The 18,144-nt window shown below is 57.3% G+C and carries 17 protein-coding genes; 12 read left to right on the top strand and 5 right to left on the bottom strand.

Annotated elements, in window-relative coordinates; genetic code table 11:
* Together rpmB and radC are read right to left on the bottom strand one after the other, a co-directional pair.
* On the bottom strand, positions 1–194 hold a 194-nt coding region (rpmB, locus tag ACRDD5_RS20845; RefSeq protein WP_438677872.1), incomplete at its 3' end, for a 50S ribosomal protein L28.
* Between the two features lie 218 nt (positions 195–412).
* Positions 413–1,078 carry a RadC family protein gene (radC, locus tag ACRDD5_RS20840; protein WP_438677871.1) on the bottom strand — a complete coding sequence of 222 codons (666 nt, stop codon included), beginning with the start codon at positions 1,076–1,078 and terminating at the stop codon, positions 413–415.
* 171 nt (positions 1,079–1,249) lie between these two features.
* Here radC and coaBC point away from each other — a divergent pair, with 171 nt between their 5' ends.
* From coaBC to slmA, 3 genes are all read left to right on the top strand, one after another.
* A complete protein-coding gene (gene coaBC, locus ACRDD5_RS20835; RefSeq protein ID WP_438677870.1) occupies positions 1,250–2,464 on the top strand; it encodes a bifunctional phosphopantothenoylcysteine decarboxylase/phosphopantothenate--cysteine ligase CoaBC in 1,215 nt (404 codons plus the stop codon).
* Entirely contained in the window at positions 2,442–2,900 is a 459-nt protein-coding gene (gene dut, locus ACRDD5_RS20830) for a dUTP diphosphatase (RefSeq protein ID WP_139563925.1), read from the top strand. Before coaBC ends, dut begins: the two co-directional genes overlap by 23 nt.
* A 117-nt stretch (positions 2,901–3,017) precedes the next feature.
* The gene (gene slmA, locus ACRDD5_RS20825; RefSeq protein WP_271282978.1) at positions 3,018–3,614 is read left to right on the top strand and encodes a nucleoid occlusion factor SlmA; all 597 of its coding nucleotides are present in this window, start codon (positions 3,018–3,020) and stop codon (positions 3,612–3,614) included.
* Between the two features lie 73 nt (positions 3,615–3,687).
* Here the strand turns inward: slmA and pyrE are convergent, their stop codons facing one another.
* Positions 3,688–4,329 carry an orotate phosphoribosyltransferase gene (gene pyrE, locus ACRDD5_RS20820; protein ID WP_438677869.1) on the bottom strand — a complete coding sequence of 214 codons (642 nt, stop codon included), beginning with the start codon at positions 4,327–4,329 and terminating at the stop codon, positions 3,688–3,690.
* A gap of 59 nt (positions 4,330–4,388) precedes the next feature.
* Positions 4,389–5,105, bottom strand: a complete 717-nt coding sequence (gene rph / locus ACRDD5_RS20815; RefSeq protein ID WP_271282980.1) for a ribonuclease PH — start codon at positions 5,103–5,105, stop codon at positions 4,389–4,391.
* A 126-nt stretch (positions 5,106–5,231) separates the two neighbouring features.
* On the opposite strand from rph, the gene ACRDD5_RS20810 reads away from it, so the two are divergent.
* On the top strand, positions 5,232–6,095 hold the full coding sequence (locus tag ACRDD5_RS20810) for a YicC/YloC family endoribonuclease (RefSeq protein ID WP_271282981.1): 864 nt from the start codon (positions 5,232–5,234) through the stop codon (positions 6,093–6,095).
* 223 nt (positions 6,096–6,318) lie between these two features.
* Positions 6,319–6,936, top strand: coding sequence for a trimeric intracellular cation channel family protein (locus ACRDD5_RS20805; protein ID WP_271282982.1), 618 nt, complete (start codon positions 6,319–6,321; stop codon positions 6,934–6,936).
* A gap of 4 nt (positions 6,937–6,940) precedes the next feature.
* Here ACRDD5_RS20805 and ligB read toward each other — a convergent pair whose 3' ends face one another.
* Positions 6,941–8,611, bottom strand: coding sequence for an NAD-dependent DNA ligase LigB (ligB, locus tag ACRDD5_RS20800; protein ID WP_438677868.1), 1,671 nt, complete (start codon positions 8,609–8,611; stop codon positions 6,941–6,943).
* 250 nt (positions 8,612–8,861) lie between these two features.
* Between ligB and gmk the strand changes: the two genes are divergently transcribed.
* The 7 genes from gmk (at position 8,862) to ACRDD5_RS20765 (ending at position 18,105) form a co-directional block, all read left to right on the top strand.
* Positions 8,862–9,485, top strand: coding sequence for a guanylate kinase (gene gmk / locus ACRDD5_RS20795; protein WP_271282984.1), 624 nt, complete (start codon positions 8,862–8,864; stop codon positions 9,483–9,485).
* A 54-nt stretch (positions 9,486–9,539) separates the two neighbouring features.
* Positions 9,540–9,815: a DNA-directed RNA polymerase subunit omega gene (gene rpoZ / locus ACRDD5_RS20790; RefSeq protein ID WP_032615688.1), complete on the top strand. Its 276-nt coding sequence runs from the start codon at positions 9,540–9,542 to the stop codon at positions 9,813–9,815.
* A gap of 19 nt (positions 9,816–9,834) precedes the next feature.
* Entirely contained in the window at positions 9,835–11,946 is a 2,112-nt protein-coding gene (spoT, locus tag ACRDD5_RS20785) for a bifunctional GTP diphosphokinase/guanosine-3',5'-bis pyrophosphate 3'-pyrophosphohydrolase (protein WP_271282985.1), read from the top strand.
* Between the two features lie 4 nt (positions 11,947–11,950).
* The gene (gene trmH, locus ACRDD5_RS20780) at positions 11,951–12,640 is read left to right on the top strand and encodes a tRNA (guanosine(18)-2'-O)-methyltransferase TrmH (RefSeq protein ID WP_438677867.1); all 690 of its coding nucleotides are present in this window, start codon (positions 11,951–11,953) and stop codon (positions 12,638–12,640) included.
* A 3-nt stretch (positions 12,641–12,643) separates the two neighbouring features.
* Complete coding sequence (gene recG / locus ACRDD5_RS20775; protein WP_438677866.1) at positions 12,644–14,725, top strand: ATP-dependent DNA helicase RecG; 2,082 nt, start codon at positions 12,644–12,646, stop codon at positions 14,723–14,725.
* 147 nt (positions 14,726–14,872) lie between these two features.
* A complete protein-coding gene (locus tag ACRDD5_RS20770) occupies positions 14,873–16,264 on the top strand; it encodes a nucleobase:cation symporter-2 family protein (protein ID WP_271282988.1) in 1,392 nt (463 codons plus the stop codon).
* Positions 16,265–16,383: 119 nt separating this feature from the next.
* Positions 16,384–18,105 carry an AsmA family protein gene (locus tag ACRDD5_RS20765; RefSeq protein ID WP_438677865.1) on the top strand — a complete coding sequence of 574 codons (1,722 nt, stop codon included), beginning with the start codon at positions 16,384–16,386 and terminating at the stop codon, positions 18,103–18,105.
* Positions 18,106–18,144: the final 39 nt, after the last annotated feature.

Below are 18,144 nucleotides of genomic sequence, written 5' to 3'. Positions count from 1 at the left end.
TCGATGCCTTTCTTATCAATAACACGCATACCTTTAGCAGATACACGCAGGGTGACAAAACGCTTCTCGCTCTCAACCCAGAAACGGTGAGAGTGCAGGTTCGGCAGGAAACGGCGTTTAGTCGCGTTCAGTGCGTGGGAACGGTTGTTACCGGTCACCGGACGCTTGCCAGTAACTTGGCAGACTCGGGACATGTCTATTCTCCAAAAATCAAATTAGCTCGAGCTTCGTATGGGGTATCGGCGCCTCGTCAGGCTTTACAGCCCGGTCATCGCGTAGTTCTAAGTGAACCATCGATTGCCAGGCCCAATTGCCAAACCCGAGATTCTCAAAGGTGGCGTAGTATACGCTGACTCGAGGATGTGCTCAAGTCCCGAACAGACAAAGATCCCGATGGATCGCGAGAAACGGCTTAAATCCATCCACGTTCGGCAAAGGAAACGTACTCTCCTCGGCCGATGACCAGATGGTCAATCACGCGAATATCCATGAATTTACAGCATTTCACGATACGTTCGGTCACGTCTCTATCGGCTTTACTCGGTTCAGCGCGCCCCGAGGGGTGATTATGCGCGAGGATCACGCCGGCAGCATTCACTTTTATCGCTTCGCGCACAATTTCGCGCGGATGTACCTCAACATGGCTCAGGGTACCAGAAAACAGCCGGGAATGTTTCAGCACCCGGTTTTGATTATCCAGGAAAATAACCATAAAAATTTCACGCTCTTCTTCCGCCAGCTGGCTGTGAACAAATTCCCGGGCGATATTCGGATTTTCCAGCGGGTTGACCTCCTGTACCCCCGAGCAGTAGTAACGGCGGGCCAGCTCCGCAATGCCTCTGAGCTGGGCGAATGTCGCAATACCGATCCCTTCGACCTGCGTGAACGCCTCCAGTTCGGCAGTCAGCAAGCCATACAGGGAACCAAAATGCTGCAGTAAATCCTTTGCAAGCGTAAAAACGTCTTTCCCCCGCGTTCCGGTGCGCAAAAACAACGCCAGCAGCTCTTCATCCGTCAGCGATGTCACACCATCGCGTAGCATTTTTTCCCGCGGTAACAGCGGGGACAGTGTATCCATACCCAACCCTCCTCCATAGGCCCGCTATGCTGCCACAGAGATCGGCGCCTCACGATGAGGTATTGCGCGTATTGCGTAGCGCCTCGCAAAGTGATGGACGGACAAAATCACGATGCTTTTCGGATTGTGATAAAATGCCCGCCTCTCAGGTGAACCCAACAGGAAAGAATCATGATCAGCCTGGCCGGTAAAAAAATCGTTCTCGGCGTCAGCGGCGGCATTGCAGCCTATAAAGCGCCGGATCTGGTGCGCCGTTTGCGCGAGCGCGGAGCAGAAGTGCGGGTAGCGATAACCGAGGGAGGTAAAGCCTTCATTACGCCGATGAGCCTGCAGGCCGTCTCTGGCTACCCGGTTTCAGACAGCCTGCTCGACCCGGCAGCCGAGGCGGCAATGGGCCATATCGAGCTGGGCAAGTGGGCCGATTTAGTCATCCTCGCTCCGGCCACCGCCGATTTGATCGCCCGTGTTGCAGCCGGTATGGCTAACGATCTGGTGTCCACCATCTGCCTGGCGACACCGGCACCCGTCGCCGTGGTCCCGGCAATGAACCAGCAGATGTATCGTAACGCGGCAACCCAGCACAATCTTGCGACGCTGGCCTCTCGCGGGCTGCTAATTTGGGGGCCAGACAGCGGCAGCCAGGCCTGCGGCGATGTGGGCCCCGGTCGCATGCTGGATCCGCTCGCGATTGTCGATTTGGCCGCCAGCCATTTTTCGCCTGTCAACGATCTGCAACATCTCAGCATCATGATTACCGCGGGTCCGACGCGTGAGCCGTTGGATCCCGTGCGCTACATCACGAATCAAAGCTCCGGCAAGATGGGCTTTGCGATTGCCGCAGCCGCCGCACAGCGCGGTGCCAACGTCACGCTGGTGAGCGGCCCCGTTTCGCTGCCGACCCCGCCGCGGGTGCAGCGCATTGATGTCACCACCGCCCTGGAAATGGAAGCCGCTGTACAGGCACATGCGCAACAGCAGCAGATTTTTATCGGCTGCGCCGCTGTGGCCGACTACCGTGCTGCCGCCATAGCGGATGAAAAAATTAAGAAGCAAGGCGATGAAATCACGATAACAATGGTGAAAAACCCGGATATCGTCGCCGGCGTCGCCGCGCTGAAAAACCGGCGACCTTACGTCGTTGGATTTGCCGCAGAAACAAATAATGTGGAAGAATATGCCCGGCAAAAACGTACCCGCAAAAACCTCGATTTGATTTGCGCGAACGACGTATCGCTGGCCACACAAGGATTTAACAGCGACAGCAACGCACTGCACCTATTCTGGCAGGATGGAGATAAAGTCCTACCGCTTGAGCGCAAGGAACTCCTGGGCCAACAATTACTGGACGAGATCGTTACCCGTTATGATGAAAAAAATCGACGTTAAGATTCTGGACCCGCGTGTTGGTCAGCAATTTCCGCTGCCGACCTATGCCACCTCCGGCTCTGCCGGTCTTGACCTGCGTGCCTGTCTCGACGACGCCGTAGAACTGGCGCCGGGCGCAACAACGCTGTTGCCGACCGGCCTGGCCATCCACATTGCCGACGCTTCTCTGGCGGCGGTGATCCTGCCACGCTCTGGCCTGGGCCATAAGCATGGCATCGTGCTGGGCAATCTGGTGGGGCTTATTGACTCCGACTATCAGGGTCAGTTGATGGTGTCGGTATGGAACCGTGGCCAGGACAGTTTCACGATCCAACCCGGCGAACGTGTCGCCCAGATGGTTTTTGTGCCGGTGGTACAAGCTGAATTCAATCTGGTAGAAGACTTTGACGCGACCGATCGCGGGGAAGGCGGCTTCGGCCATTCCGGGCGTAAATAAACCCGGCTAAACGCATTCCACAGCGCAATAACGCAATAACAAACCGCAAACGTCAGTTTGCGGTCGCTGTGTGGATGTCAGCCTGACAAGTGCTTATTTTCAGGGGTATTTTGTAACATGGCAGAAAAACAAACTGCGAAAAGGAATCGTCGCGAAGAAATACTTCAGTCTCTGGCTCTGATGCTTGAATCCAGCGATGGTAGTCAACGCATTACTACCGCTAAGCTGGCCGCCTCTGTTGGCGTGTCGGAAGCGGCGCTATACCGTCATTTCCCCAGTAAAACGCGTATGTTTGACAGCCTGATCGAATTTATCGAAGACAGCCTGATCACGCGTATTAACCTGATTCTGAAAGATGAGAAGGACACCACCGCGCGTTTGCGCCTGATTGTGCTGCTGATCCTCGGTTTCGGTGAACGTAACCCGGGCCTGACCCGTATCCTGACCGGCCACGCGCTGATGTTTGAACAGGATCGACTGCAGGGACGGATTAACCAGCTGTTTGAACGCATTGAAGCGCAGCTACGCCAGGTATTACGTGAAAAGAAAATGCGTGAAGGCGAAGGCTACAGCACAGATGAAACGCTGCTTGCCGGGCAGGTTCTGGCCTTCTGCGAAGGGATGCTCTCCCGCTTTGTGCGCAGCGAATTCAAATATCGCCCTACGGAAGATTTTGAGGCTCGCTGGCCATTAGTCGCCACACAGCTGCGATAACCGCCTGCCGGATGGCGGCTGCACCACATCCGGCCAACAGGCCCGGTAAGCGCAGCGCCACCGGGCAGTTTACTCAGACGCCAAACGCTTCCCGATAGGCGCGCACCGCCGTCAGGCTTTCAGCCATTTCCGGCTTCTCTTCCAGATACGCTATCAGGTCTTTCAGGGTGATAATTGAGGTCACCTTGCAGCCATAATCACGCTCCACTTCCTGGATGGCAGAGATCTCGCCGCGGCCCCGTTCCTGACGATCAAGAGAAATCAGCACGCCCGCAAGCGTCGCATCGTTCGCCTGAATAATTTCCATCGATTCACGGATTGCCGTACCGGCGGTGATCACGTCGTCTACCAGCATCACACGCCCCTGCAGCGCGCTGCCGACCAGGCTACCGCCCTCACCGTGCGTTTTAGCTTCTTTACGGTTAAAGCAGTACGGCACATCGCGATCGTGATGCTCTGCCAGCGCCACGGCGGTGGTGGTGGCAATCGGAATACCTTTATAGGCCGGGCCAAACAGTAAATCGAACTCAATCCCGGAATCCACCAGCGCTTCGGCATAGAAACGGCCTAACAGGGCCAGATCGCGCCCGGTATTAAACAGCCCGGCGTTAAAGAAATAGGGACTCTTACGCCCGGATTTCAGCGTAAATTCGCCAAACTTAAGTACCTGCTTGCTAAGCGCAAACTCAATAAACTGGCGCTGATACGGTTTCATGGATTCGCTCCTTACTTTTCTACAGACAAAAAAAAGGCGACTCATCAGTCGCCTTTAAATCAATTTTCTAACGCCGCTTTCTGCGTCGTCACAATGGACTCAATTCCCCCTCGGGCTAACGCCAGCAAGGTCAGGAGTTCTTCATGGGTAAACGGCTCGCCTTCAGCGGTGCCCTGGACTTCAATGATGCGACCGTCTTCGGTCATCACCACGTTCATGTCGGTTTCGGCTGCGGAGTCTTCAACGTACTCCAGATCGCACAGCGCTTCGCCGTTAACGATCCCCACGGACACTGCAGCCACCATGCCTTTAAGCGGGTTCGCTTTCAGCTTACCGGCAGCAATCAGCTTGTTCAGGGCATCAGCCAGCGCCACGCAGGCACCGGTGATAGAAGCCGTGCGGGTACCGCCATCAGCCTGGATCACATCGCAGTCCAGCGTGATGGTGAATTCACCCAGCACCTTCAAATCGACAGCGGCGCGCAGCGCACGGGCGATCAGACGCTGAATTTCCATGGTACGGCCACCTTGCTTACCCTTCGCCGCTTCGCGAGCGTTACGGGTATGGGTGGAGCGTGGCAGCATGCCGTATTCGGCGGTGATCCAGCCCTGACCCTGGCCTTTCAGAAAGCGCGGTACGCCCTCTTCAATGGAGGCGGTGCACAGCACTTTGGTGTCACCAAATTCAACCAGCACGGAGCCTTCAGCGTGTTTTGTATAGTTACGGGTCAGGGTGACGGGGCGCACCTGGTTGGCGCTACGACCTGATGGACGCATGATGATATCTCCGGGCTTGAAACGAATGTGGCTGCGCATTATACGGATTAAACGTGCTTATTCCTATCCTGAGAAAGCCCCAAAAGCTATAATCCCCCCATCTCTCCTTTAAAAACGGGAATCTCTATGATCCGCAGTATGACCGCCTACGCCCGGCGTGAAATCAAGGGTAGCTGGGGTAGCGCTACCTGGGAATTGCGCTCGGTAAACCAGCGCTATCTTGAAACCTATTTCCGTATGCCGGAGCAGTTTCGCAGTCTTGAGCCGGTCGTGCGTGAGCGCATCCGTGCCCGTCTGACGCGCGGAAAGGTCGAATGTAATCTGCGTTTCGAACCTGACGCGAGCGCACAAGGGGAGCTGATCCTCAATGAAAAACTGGCTAAGCAGCTGGTGAACGCCGCCAACTGGGTCAAAATGCAGAGCGATGAAGGCGAAATCAACCCGGTTGATATTCTGCGTTGGCCTGGCGTTATGGCAGCAGGAGAGCAGGATCTGGATGCGATTACCGCAGAAATCCTCGGTGCACTTGATGGCGCGCTGGATGATTTCATCGCCGCCCGCGAAACCGAAGGTCAGGCGTTAAAAGTGCTGATCGAGCAACGACTGGAAGGCGTGAGCGGCGAAGTGGTTAAGGTCCGTTCCCATATGCCAGAAATTCTGCAATGGCAGCGTGAGCGTCTGGTCGCCAAACTGGAAGATGCCGAAGTTCAGCTGGAAAATAACCGCCTTGAGCAGGAGCTGGTGCTGATGGCCCAGCGTATTGACGTTTCCGAAGAGCTGGATCGTCTGGAAGCGCACATCAAAGAGACCTACAACATTCTTAAGAAAAAAGAAGCAGTTGGTCGCCGTCTCGACTTTATGATGCAGGAGTTCAACCGTGAATCGAACACCCTGGCATCGAAGTCGATTAATGCTGACGTGACCAAATCAGCTATCGAGTTGAAAGTGCTGATCGAGCAAATGCGCGAACAGATTCAGAACATCGAATAAGTAGTGGCACTCAGTTTTGTTGATGATGGCTCCATTAAGGGGCCATTTCTGTTTGCGCACCGCAAAAAAATCTAATGTGAAAATTTGTCAAAAACCGCAGAAACCTACTCATAAAGCCAACCCTCCATTAGTTAACCTAAGGCATCATCGCTCGCACAAGAAAATCTAAATCGTGAGCCAGAGCACAAAACGCTACTCTTTCGCCCTCAACTCTGGGGGTAACATGCTGCTGCACATTTTGTATCTGATCGGTATCACCGCTGAAGCGATGACGGGTGCCCTGGCGGCAGGGCGACGTCGGATGGATACCTTCGGCGTGATTATTATCGCCACGGCAACCGCACTGGGCGGCGGTTCGGTCCGCGATATCCTGCTGGGCCACTACCCGCTCGGGTGGGTGCAACATCCTGAATACGTGATTATTGTGGCCGTCGCAGCCGTACTGACCACCATCGCTGCACCGGTTATGCCCCACCTGCGACGTCTGTTCCTCGTGCTGGATGCCCTTGGCCTGATCGTCTTCTCGATTATTGGTGCCCAGGTTGCGCTGGATATGGGCGAAGGCCCGGTCATCGCCACCATTGCTGCGGTGATCACCGGCGTGTTCGGCGGCGTACTGCGGGATATGTTCTGTAAACGCATCCCGCTGGTCTTTCAGAAAGAACTCTACGCGGGCGTGTCTTTTGCTGCCGCCGTACTGTATGTCGCCCTGCAACACTACGTGAGCAACCACGATGTGGTGATCATCTCCACGCTGCTGTTTGGCTTCACCGCCCGCATGCTGGCGCTGCGTTTAAAACTGGGGCTCCCGGTTTTTCATTACCGGCACGACAGCCATTAATGCGCTAAAACCCCGGGACGTCCTGCTCACCCAGCCATACCGTCAGGGCGTTAACCCTGGGGTGGTGCGTAAATTCCACCAGCCTGCGCGCCCTTTTTGCACCGACGCCAGGAACCTGCTGCCATCGTCGCACGTCCCTGCTCTGTATCTGCGCCCAGCTTCTGTCGCTCAGGGCACGCATAGCCGCCCGCGGGAGCGGGATCCCAAGCGCATCCAGCCAGCGGGGAAAAGGCTGACGACGTACCAGGTTAAATTGATGCCATAGCTGCTGACCCCGCTGTGCCGTTAATCCTGGTGTCTGCTGCAACTGAGCCTCAGTCAGCGCAAGCCAGGAAAAGAGATGCTCAAAATGATGCGCCTGATGCAGCGCCTGCCAGCCCGCCTCGCCCAGTCCGGTGATATCCAAAACTGCAGCTGAACTGAGCCACTTCAGCCGGGCCATAAACTGCTCACGGCATTCCGGTGTCGCATAGAAACAGGTGAGCGGCGTAAAGCGTGAGGCCGGCGGCTCGGGCTTATGCCGTTCACTCGTCCGCCAGACAACCTTATCCACGCGCGGGATCCCCTGCCCGGCCAGGCTTATCAGGATCTGATCGCCCGGGGCGATATCCAGCGCCTGCCAGTGCCCCACCGACCCCAGATTCACGCGCTGCACTCGTTTATCATCGAGTTGTACCGGCTCGAGTGCGGCAACCACGGCGATCCTGCCGGTACGTCCCACGGCAAAGTTAATGGCCCTGACCTCTGCGACCTGAGCAACGGGGGCGTATTTCCACGCCACCACCCAACTGCCCTCGCCGGGCAGCCAACGTTCACCTGCGGGCTCCTGTGCCGAACGGATCACGATACCATCAGTGACAAAGGGCAGGGGCGATGTCAGCCAGCGATTACGCTGTTTTTCCACCTCATCCAGCGAGTTGATTTGCCGCGTCCACTGCTCAGTAAGAGTGAAACCCGCATGGGTCAACGCCTGCAGACGTTCAGGCATCGACGCTGGGCCATTCGGCCATGCCCAGATAAAGATGCCGATATTGTCCAGGCTCTGGCTATCACCCTGCCGCATCATCGCCCCGGCTACTTTTGCCCGGGCATTCATCCCACCCATCTCCTTCTGAATGTGGTTATCGCGGTGTAGAAACAGCTCGCCCTGTAGCACGCTGTTGGCAAGCGCTCCCGTCAACTGCGCGGGCATAGACGGCATGCGCTTCACTTTCGCGGTCCAGTCTTCGCCTTTCAGCCCGTTGCCCCGGCTGGTCGCCTGCACCAGCTTTCCCTCGCGGTAAACCAGCGTCACCGCCACGCCGTCCACCTTCGGCTGTACCCACAGATCGCGGCGCGATTGCATCCACTGCCGAAGCCCGGCTTTATCCGCCACCTTCTGCACCCCGGTATGGCTGACCGGGTGCCTGACCGACCCGGTTGCCGGCGCCAGCGATTCAGCAACCTGTTCGGCGCCAAAGCAGCGCTGCCACTGTTTCAGCCGGGCAGCCAGCTGATCGTACACCTCATCATTGACCTCGCTTACGCCTTCTTTCCAGTACGCCGTATTCCAGCGGGTAATTTGACCCTGCAGGCGAGCGATCTCCTGCTCTGCCTTTGCGGGCGACCACACGGGGCATACCGCCAGCCCGTAGCCGCTCCAGATGATCATCACAACGCTTAACGCTCTCCACATTGTCACTCCTCCCTGTTTTGCAACGGGTATAACGCAGCACAGCGCCGCAGGCGACAGGCAGAAGCAAAGGTTGCGAGGGGATATCCGCACTTTGTTTCTGTTGCAGCAACTGGCGGAGAAAAGTGGAAAAAGGTGAGCATAAATCAACGATGAAGAGGAAAAAGTGTGACAAAGGCTACGTCACGAAGCGGCGACGTGTATAATAAGCCCGTATGTAGGACTTCAACGCTATCAACATACAAAGACTCTCATGGCTCAAGGCACGCTTTATATTGTTTCTGCCCCTAGTGGCGCGGGTAAATCCAGCCTGATTCAGGCGCTGTTAAAAACCCAACCGTTGTACGATACGCAGGTTTCTGTTTCTCACACCACGCGGGCACCGCGTCCGGGTGAAGTGCACGGTGAACACTATTTCTTTGTCGATCACGCTGAATTTAAAACGATGATTGGCCGGGATGCGTTTCTTGAACACGCAGAAGTCTTCGGTAACTACTACGGAACCTCGCGTGAAACCATTGAGCAGGTCCTGGCAACGGGCGTAAACGTATTTCTGGATATCGACTGGCAGGGCGCACAGCAAATTCGCAAGAAAATGCCGCAGGCTCGCAGCATCTTTATCTTACCGCCGTCGAAAGATGAGCTGGACCGTCGTCTGCGTGGTCGCGGCCAGGACAGCGAAGACGTTATCGCAAAACGTATGGCCCAGGCAGTTGCGGAAATGAGCCATTACGCCGAATATGATTATCTGATTGTGAATGATGATTTCGATACCGCCCTGGGCGATTTGAAAACCGTTATTCGCGCCGAACGCCTGCGCATGAGCCGCCAGAAGCAGCGACATGACGCATTAATCACCAAACTGTTGGCAGACTGAACCCACATTCAGTATCATGCCCAGTCATTTCTTCATCTGTGGAGCATTTTAAGTATGGCACGCGTAACTGTTCAGGACGCTGTAGAGAAAATTGGTAACCGTTTTGACCTGGTGCTGGTCGCCGCGCGTCGCGCTCGTCAGATGCAGTCAGGCGGCAAAGATCCGCTGGTACCGGAAGAAAACGATAAAACCACCGTTATCGCGCTGCGCGAAATCGAAGAAGGTCTGATCAACAACCAGATCCTCGACGTACGTGAGCGCCAGGAGCAGCAAGAGCAGGAAGCCGCAGAACTGCAGGCCGTTACCGCCATTGCTGAAGGTCGTCGTTAATTAAACCTGCGGGTCGCCCTTGTATCTGTTTGAAAGCCTGAATCAACTGATTCAAAACTACCTGCCGGTAGACCAGATTAAGCGTCTCCAGCAGGCGTATCTCGTTGCACGTGACGCTCACGAGGGCCAGACACGTTCAAGCGGTGAACCCTATATCACGCACCCGGTAGCGGTGGCCTGCATTCTGGCCGAGATGAAACTCGACTATGAAACGTTGATGGCTGCCCTGCTGCATGACGTGATTGAAGATACCCCCGCCACCTACCAGGATATGGAACAGCTGTTTGGCAAAAGCGTTGCCGAGCTGGTGGAAGGGGTGTCTAAGCTTGATAAGCTGAATTTCCGCGACAAGAAAGAGGCGCAGGCCGAAAACTTTCGCAAGATGATCATGGCGATGGTGCAGGATATCCGCGTCATTCTGATCAAACTCGCCGACCGCACCCACAACATGCGCACGCTGGGCTCACTGCGCCCGGATAAACGTCGTCGCATTGCCCGTGAAACCCTCGAAATTTACAGCCCGCTGGCGCACCGTTTAGGTATTCATCACATCAAAACCGAACTCGAAGAGCTGGGTTTTGAAGCGCTGTATCCAAACCGCTTCCGGGTGATCAAAGAGGTGGTGAAAGCCGCACGTGGCAACCGTAAAGAGATGATTCAGAAGATCCTCTCTGAAATTGAAGGGCGTTTACAGGAAGCCGGCATCCCCTGTCGCGTCAGCGGTCGCGAAAAGCATCTGTACTCTATCTACTGCAAAATGGTGCTCAAAGAGCAGCGTTTTCACTCGATCATGGATATCTACGCATTTCGTGTGATCGTCCATGATTCTGACACTTGCTATCGCGTACTCGGTCAGATGCACAGTCTGTACAAACCACGTCCTGGGCGGGTGAAAGACTATATTGCCATTCCAAAAGCGAACGGATATCAGTCTCTGCACACCTCGATGATTGGTCCGCACGGCGTGCCGGTTGAAGTACAGATTCGTACCGAAGACATGGACCAGATGGCGGAGATGGGTGTTGCCGCGCACTGGGCCTACAAAGAGCATGGCGGTGAAAGCAGCACTACCGCGCAAATCCGCGCCCAGCGCTGGATGCAAAGCCTGCTGGAGCTGCAACAAAGCGCCGGCAGCTCGTTTGAATTTATCGAGAGCGTTAAATCCGATCTCTTCCCGGATGAGATTTACGTTTTCACGCCAGAAGGGCGCATTGTCGAGCTGCCTGCAGGCGCTACCCCGGTCGATTTTGCGTACGCCGTGCATACCGATATCGGCCATGCCTGCGTCGGTGCGCGCGTCGACCGCCAGCCGTATCCCCTGTCACAGCCGCTGACCAGCGGCCAGACGGTCGAAATCATTACCGCTCCGGGTGCCCGTCCGAATGCGGCGTGGCTGAACTTTGTCGTGAGCTCGAAAGCCCGCGCTAAAATCCGCCAGTTGCTGAAAAACCTTAAACGCGATGATTCCGTGAGCCTGGGTCGTCGTCTGCTCAATCACGCGCTGGGCGGTAGCCGCAAGCTGGCTGAGATCCCGCAAGAGAACGTTCAGCGTGAAATCGAGCGCATGAAGCTCGCCTCGCTTGACGATCTGCTGGCCGAAATCGGCCTTGGCAATGCGATGAGCGTGGTAGTGGCGAAGAACCTGCAACAGGGTGAAACGTCGGTACCGCAGCCATCTTCAGGCAGCGGACATCTGCCGATCAAAGGCGCCGACGGGGTGTTGATTACCTTCGCCAAGTGCTGCCGACCGATCCCTGGCGACCCGATTATCGCTCACGTCAGTCCCGGTAAAGGGCTGGTTATCCATCATGAATCCTGTCGTAACATCCGTGGCTACCAGAAAGAGCCTGAGAAGTTTATGGCGGTGGAGTGGGATAAAGAGACCGAGCAGGAATTTATCACCGAGATCAAGGTGGATATGTTCAACCACCAGGGCGCACTGGCGAACCTGACGGCGGCAATCAACACGGCCTCTTCCAATATTCATAGCCTGAATACCGAAGAGAAAGATGGCCGTGTCTACAGCGCCTTTATTCGTCTGAGCGCGCGCGACCGTGTGCATCTGGCGAATATCATGCGCAAAATCCGCGTGATGGCTGACGTTATTAAAGTCACCCGTAACCGAAACTAGTCTTATGAATGCACAGCGTTATGCACGTATCTGTGAGATGCTCGCCAGGCGTCAGCCTGACCTGACAGTCTGCATGGAGCAGGTCCATAAACCGCATAACGTCTCTGCCATCGTCCGTACCGCCGATGCTATCGGCGTGCATGAAGTCCACGCCGTCTGGCCGGAAGGTCGGATCCGCACCATGGCCTCATCTGCCGCAGGCAGTAACAGCTGGGTGCAGGTTCACACTCACCCCACCATCAGCGACGCCGTCTCGCACCTGAAAGGGCGCGGGATGCAGGTGCTGGCAACCCACATTTCCGATAACGCTGTCGACTTCCGTGAGGTTGATTACACCCGCCCGACCTGCATTCTGATGGGTCAGGAGAAAACCGGGATCACCCAGGAAGCACTAGACCTGGCGGATCAGGACATCATCATTCCGATGACCGGTATGGTGCAGTCGCTGAACGTCTCCGTCGCTTCGGCGCTCATTCTGTACGAAGCCCAGCGTCAGCGGCAAAATGCCGGGATGTACAAGCGCGAGAACAGCATGCTGCCGCAAGATGAACAGCAGCGTCTGCTGTTTGAAGGCGGTTACCCGGTGCTGGCCCGCGTGGCAAAGCAGAAAAACTTACCTTACCCCCACGTGAACATGCAGGGCGAAATTGAAGCCGATGCCACGTGGTGGGCCACCATGCAGTCGGCGAAGTAGATCATGCAAGGCCGCCTGCTGGATGCTGTACCGCTAAATTCGCTGACCGGCGTGGGCGCGGCGCAGAGCAGCAAACTGGCAAAAATAGGTCTGCACACCGTGCAGGATCTCCTCCTGCACCTCCCCCTGCGCTATGAAGACCGCACCCATCTTTATCAGATTGGCGAGCTGCTGCCCGGAATTTACGTCACGGTAGAAGGCGAAGTCCTGAACTGTAATGTCACCTTCGGCGGCCGCCGGATGATGACCTGTCAGATCAGCGATGGCACCGGCATTCTGACGATGCGCTTTTTTAACTTCAGCGCGGCGATGAAAAACAGCCTCGCCACTGGACGACGCGTGCTGGCCTATGGCGAAGCCAAACGCGGGAAGTACGGCGCGGAGATGATCCACCCGGAATACCGCGTGCAGGGCGATCTCAGCACTCCGGAATTACAGGAAACCCTGACCCCGGTCTACCCGACCACCGAAGGTATTAAGCAGGCGACGCTGCGCAAGCTGACCGACCAGGCGCTGGAGCTGCTTGATATCTGCGCCATCACCGAACTGCTGCCGCCCGAGCTGGCGCAGGGAATGATGAGTTTGCCGGAAGCGATGCGCACCCTGCATCGCCCGCCGCCGACGCTGCAATTAAGCGATCTGGAGAGCGGACAACATCCTGCCCAGCGACGATTAATTCTGGAAGAGCTGCTGGCGCATAACCTGAGCATGCTGGCGTTACGCGCCGGTGCCCAGCGTTTTCACGCCCTGCCGCTTGCCACCCACGACGATTTAAAAGATAAGCTGCTGGCCTCGCTGCCGTTCAAACCGACCGGCGCACAGGCCCGCGTGACCGCCGAGATCGAGCGCGATATGGCGCTGGATGTACCGATGATGCGCCTGGTGCAGGGCGACGTGGGCTCCGGTAAAACGCTGGTAGCCGCGCTGGCTGCGTTACGCGCTATTGCGCACGGCAAGCAGGTGGCGCTGATGGCGCCGACCGAGCTGCTGGCCGAGCAGCACGCCACGAACTTCCGCAACTGGTTTGCGCCGCTGGGCATTGAAGTGGGCTGGCTGGCCGGGAAGCAAAAAGGCAAAGCGCGACAGGCCCAGCAGGACGCCATTGCCAGCGGTCAGGTGCAGATGATTGTCGGCACCCACGCTATCTTCCAGGAACAGGTGCAGTTTAACGGCCTGGCGCTGGTGATCATTGATGAGCAGCACCGCTTTGGTGTGCATCAGCGCCTGGCGCTGTGGGAAAAAGGGCTCCAGCAAGGATTCCATCCCCATCAGCTGATCATGACCGCGACGCCGATCCCGCGCACGCTGGCGATGACGGCTTATGCCGACCTCGACACCTCGACCATCGACGAGCTGCCGCCAGGGCGTACGCCGGTGACCACAGTCGCCATCCCGGATACCCGTCGCAACGACATTATCGATCGCGTGCGCAACGCCTGTACTCAGGAAGGCCGTCAGGCTTACTGGGTGTGTACCTTAATTGAAGAGTCCGATCTGCTGGAAGCGCAGGCGGCAGAAGCCACCTGGGAAGAGTTAAAGCTGGCCCTCCCGGAGCTGAACGTCGGGCTGGTGCATGGCCGCATGAAGCCAGCAGACAAACAGGCGGTGATGCAGGCCTTCAAGCAGGGCGAGCTGCATCTGCTGATTGCCACCACGGTAATTGAAGTGGGCGTAGACGTACCCAACGCCAGCCTGATGATTATCGAAAACCCGGAGCGTCTGGGTCTTGCGCAACTCCACCAGCTGCGTGGCCGCGTGGGCCGCGGCGCGGTGGCCTCACACTGCGTATTGCTCTATAAGGCACCGCTGTCAAAAACCGCGCAGAAGCGTCTGCAGGTGTTACGTGACAGCAACGACGGCTTTGTCATTGCGCAACAGGATCTGGAGATCCGCGGTCCCGGTGAATTACTGGGTACCCGCCAGACAGGTAATGCAGAGTTTAAAGTGGCCGATTTGCTGCGCGATCAGGCCATGATCCCCGAAGTTCAACGTCTGGCACGTCATATCCATGAGCGCTATCCCGACCAGGCGGCAGCTTTAATTGACCGCTGGATGCCCGAGACCGAGCGTTATTCGAACGCCTGATCAGCCAAATAGCATCAGCCTCTTCCGCACCGTTAAAGAAAAGACGCATAACGAGCAGGGAATTATCCATGAATTTACATGGCAATCGTTTGCTTTTCTCATCCACTCGGCTAAAATGCCCGCTTTTCCTCGTGGGGATCGCCGCAGATGTCCGTTAACGCCTTAGAACAGCAAGATGCGCAACCGATTGCGCAGCCGCATAACAGTGAACTGATTTACCGTCTTGAAGACCGTCCGCCGCTGGCGCAGACCTTGTTTGCCGCCTGTCAGCATCTGCTGGCGATGTTCGTGGCGGTGATCACCCCCGCCCTGCTGATCTGCCAGGCGCTCGGCTTACCGGCGCAGGACACCCAGCACATCATCAGCATGTCGCTGTTTGCCTCGGGCGTGGCCTCCATCATTCAGATTAAAGCCTGGGGTCCTGTGGGATCCGGTCTGCTGTCGATTCAGGGCACCAGCTTTAACTTTGTCGCCCCGTTGATCATGGGCGGTACCGCGCTGAAAACCGGCGGCGCCGATGTGCCGACGATGATGGCCGCGCTGTTCGGCACCCTGATGCTGGCGAGCTGCACCGAGATGGTCATCTCCCGCGTCCTTCATCTGGCGCGTCGTATTATTACCCCGCTGGTCTCCGGCGTGGTGGTGATGATTATCGGCCTGTCGCTGATTCAGGTGGGCTTGACCTCCATCGGGGGCGGTTACGCTGCGATGGCCGACCACACCTTCGGCGCCCCGAAAAACCTGCTGCTGGCGGGCGTAGTGCTGGCGATCATTATTCTGCTTAACCGTCAGCGTAACCCGTACCTGCGCGTCGCCTCGCTGGTGATCGCCATGGCCGCTGGCTACCTGGCCGCCTGGGCAATGGACATGCTGCCGCAGTCCAGTGCACCGACCGACAGTCCGCTGATCATGGTGCCAACGCCGCTGTATTACGGCCTGGGCATTGACTGGAATCTGCTTCTGCCGCTGATGCTGGTGTTTATGATCACCTCTCTGGAAACCATCGGCGACATCACCGCCACTTCCGATGTCTCTGAGCAGCCGGTCTCTGGCCCGCTATATATGAAGCGCCTGAAGGGCGGCGTGCTGGCGAACGGCCTGAACTCGTTTGTCTCTGGCGTGTTTAATACCTTCCCGAACTCCTGCTTCGGTCAGAACAACGGCGTGATCCAGCTGACCGGCGTTGCCAGCCGCTACGTGGGCTTTGTGGTGGCGCTGATGCTGATTGTGCTGGGCCTGTTCCCGGCAGTGAGCGGCTTCGTGCAGCACATTCCTGAGCCGGTGCTCGGCGGCGCAACCCTGGTGATGTTTGGTACTATCGCGGCATCCGGCGTGCGCATCGTCTCCCGCGAGCCGCTGAACCGCCGTGCGATCATGATTATCGCCCTGTCGCTGGCCGTGGGTCTGGGCGTGTCGCAGCAGCCGCTGATCCTGCAGTTTGCCCCGGACTGGGTGAAAAACCTGCTCTCTTCCGGCATCGCAGCAGGCGGCATTACTGCTATCGTCCTGAACCTGATCTTCCCGCCAGAAAAGAACTAACCCTACCTGTACGGCAGCAGATCGTTGCTGCCGTACACGGAATTACACTATTCCCGCCTTGAGCATTGCGTATAAATCGTGCATAACTCCTTTATGTGCGTTTTACGTGATGGAAGACCATGAAATTTATTGGAAAGCTACTCATCGGTATTCTGGTTGTTCTGCTGGTTGCGATCCTCGCGCTCTATCTCCTTGTCCAGACGCGCTGGGGCTCGGCCCAGGTCAGCCGTTGGATCACGGAAAACACCGATTACGAGCTCAGTTTCGACCAGATGGATCACCGCTTCTCGTCCCCCAGCCACCTGGTGCTGAAAAACGTCACCTTCGGTCGCGACGGTAAACCGGCGACGCTGGTCGCAAAAATGGTGGATATTGGCGTGAGCAGCCGCCAGCTGACCGACCCGCTGCACATGGATACCATCACCCTGTTTGACGGCACGCTGAACCTCTCGCCGCAAACTGCCCCTCTCCCCCTGCAGGCCGATCGCCTGCTGCTGAACAACATGGCGTTTAACAGCCCCAATACCGAGTGGGATCTGAGCGCGCAGAAGGTGACCGGCGGCGTCAGTCCGTGGCAGCCTGAAGCCGGCAATGTGCTGGGGAAAAAAGCCAACATCCAGATGAGCGCCGGGTCGCTGACGTTAAACGGCGTGCCCGCCAGCAATGTGCTGATCCAGGGCGAACTTAACGGTAAAGAGGTGGTGCTGAGCACCGTTGGTGCGGACATGGCGCTGGGCTCCCTGACCGGCACCGCGCGGCGCGACGCCAACGGCGGCTGGAAGGTGGACAACATGCGCCTGAACGAGATCCGCCTGCAGAGCGATAAATCGCTGGCCGACTTTTTTGCCCCCATCACCACCCTGCCGTCGCTGCAGATTGGCCGCCTGGACGTGACCGACGCCCGCCTGCAGGGGCCGGACTGGGCCGTCACCGATCTCGATTTAAGCCTGCGCAACCTGACCCTGAGTAAGGGCGACTGGCAGAGCGAGGACGGTCGTCTGTCGATGAATGCCAGCGAATTTATCTACGGTTCCGTGCATCTGTTCGACCCGATCCTGAATGCGGAATTCTCCCCCCAGGGGATGGCCCTGCGCCAGTTCACCTCACGCTGGGAAGGCGGGATGGTGCGCACCTCCGGTAACTGGTTGCGCAGCGGCAAGGCGCTGGTGCTGGATGATGTCGCTATCGCCGGGCTGGAATACACCTTGCCGCAGAACTGGAAAGCGCAGTGGATGGAAACGTTGCCGACGTGGCTAAACAGCGTCACGCTGCGCAAATTCGGCCTGAGCCGCAACCTGGTGATCGACGTGGATCCGATCTTCCCGTGGCAGATCACCTCTCTCGACGGTTACGGCACTAATCTGCAGCTGGCGAAGGATCGCCAGTGGGGCGTCTGGGGCGGCAACACCACCCTGAACGGGGCAGCCGCCACCTTTAACCGCGTGGACGTGCGCCGTCCATCGATAGCGCTGACGGCAAATGCCTCGACGGTGGCGATCGGCGAGCTGAGCGCCTTTACTGAAAAAGGCATTCTGGAAGCCAGGGCCAGCATTTCGCAGCAGCCTGCGCGTCAGGCGACCATCAGCCTGACCGGGCGCGGCGTACCGCTGAACATCGTGCAGCAGTGGGGCTGGCCAGCGCTGCCGGTGACGGGCGATGGCAATATTCAGCTCACCGCCAGCGGCAACGTGCAGGCGAACGCGCCGCTAAAACCGACGGTCAATGGCAGGCTGAATGCGGTAAACATGGATAAACAGCAGGTGACGCAGACGATGACGGGTGGGCAGGTCAGTACGGTTGCGGAGCCGGTTGTTACACCCTCACCCCAGCCCTCTCCCTAAAAGGGAGAGGGAGCAAACCAGTACTCACTATTCCCTCTC

The sequence above is a fragment of the Silvania sp. genome, from assembly GCF_051656365.1.
GTDB classification, from domain to species: Bacteria; Pseudomonadota; Gammaproteobacteria; order Enterobacterales; family Enterobacteriaceae; genus Enterobacter; species Enterobacter hatchlandensis.
This window is presented reverse-complemented; position numbering and strand designations above follow the sequence as displayed.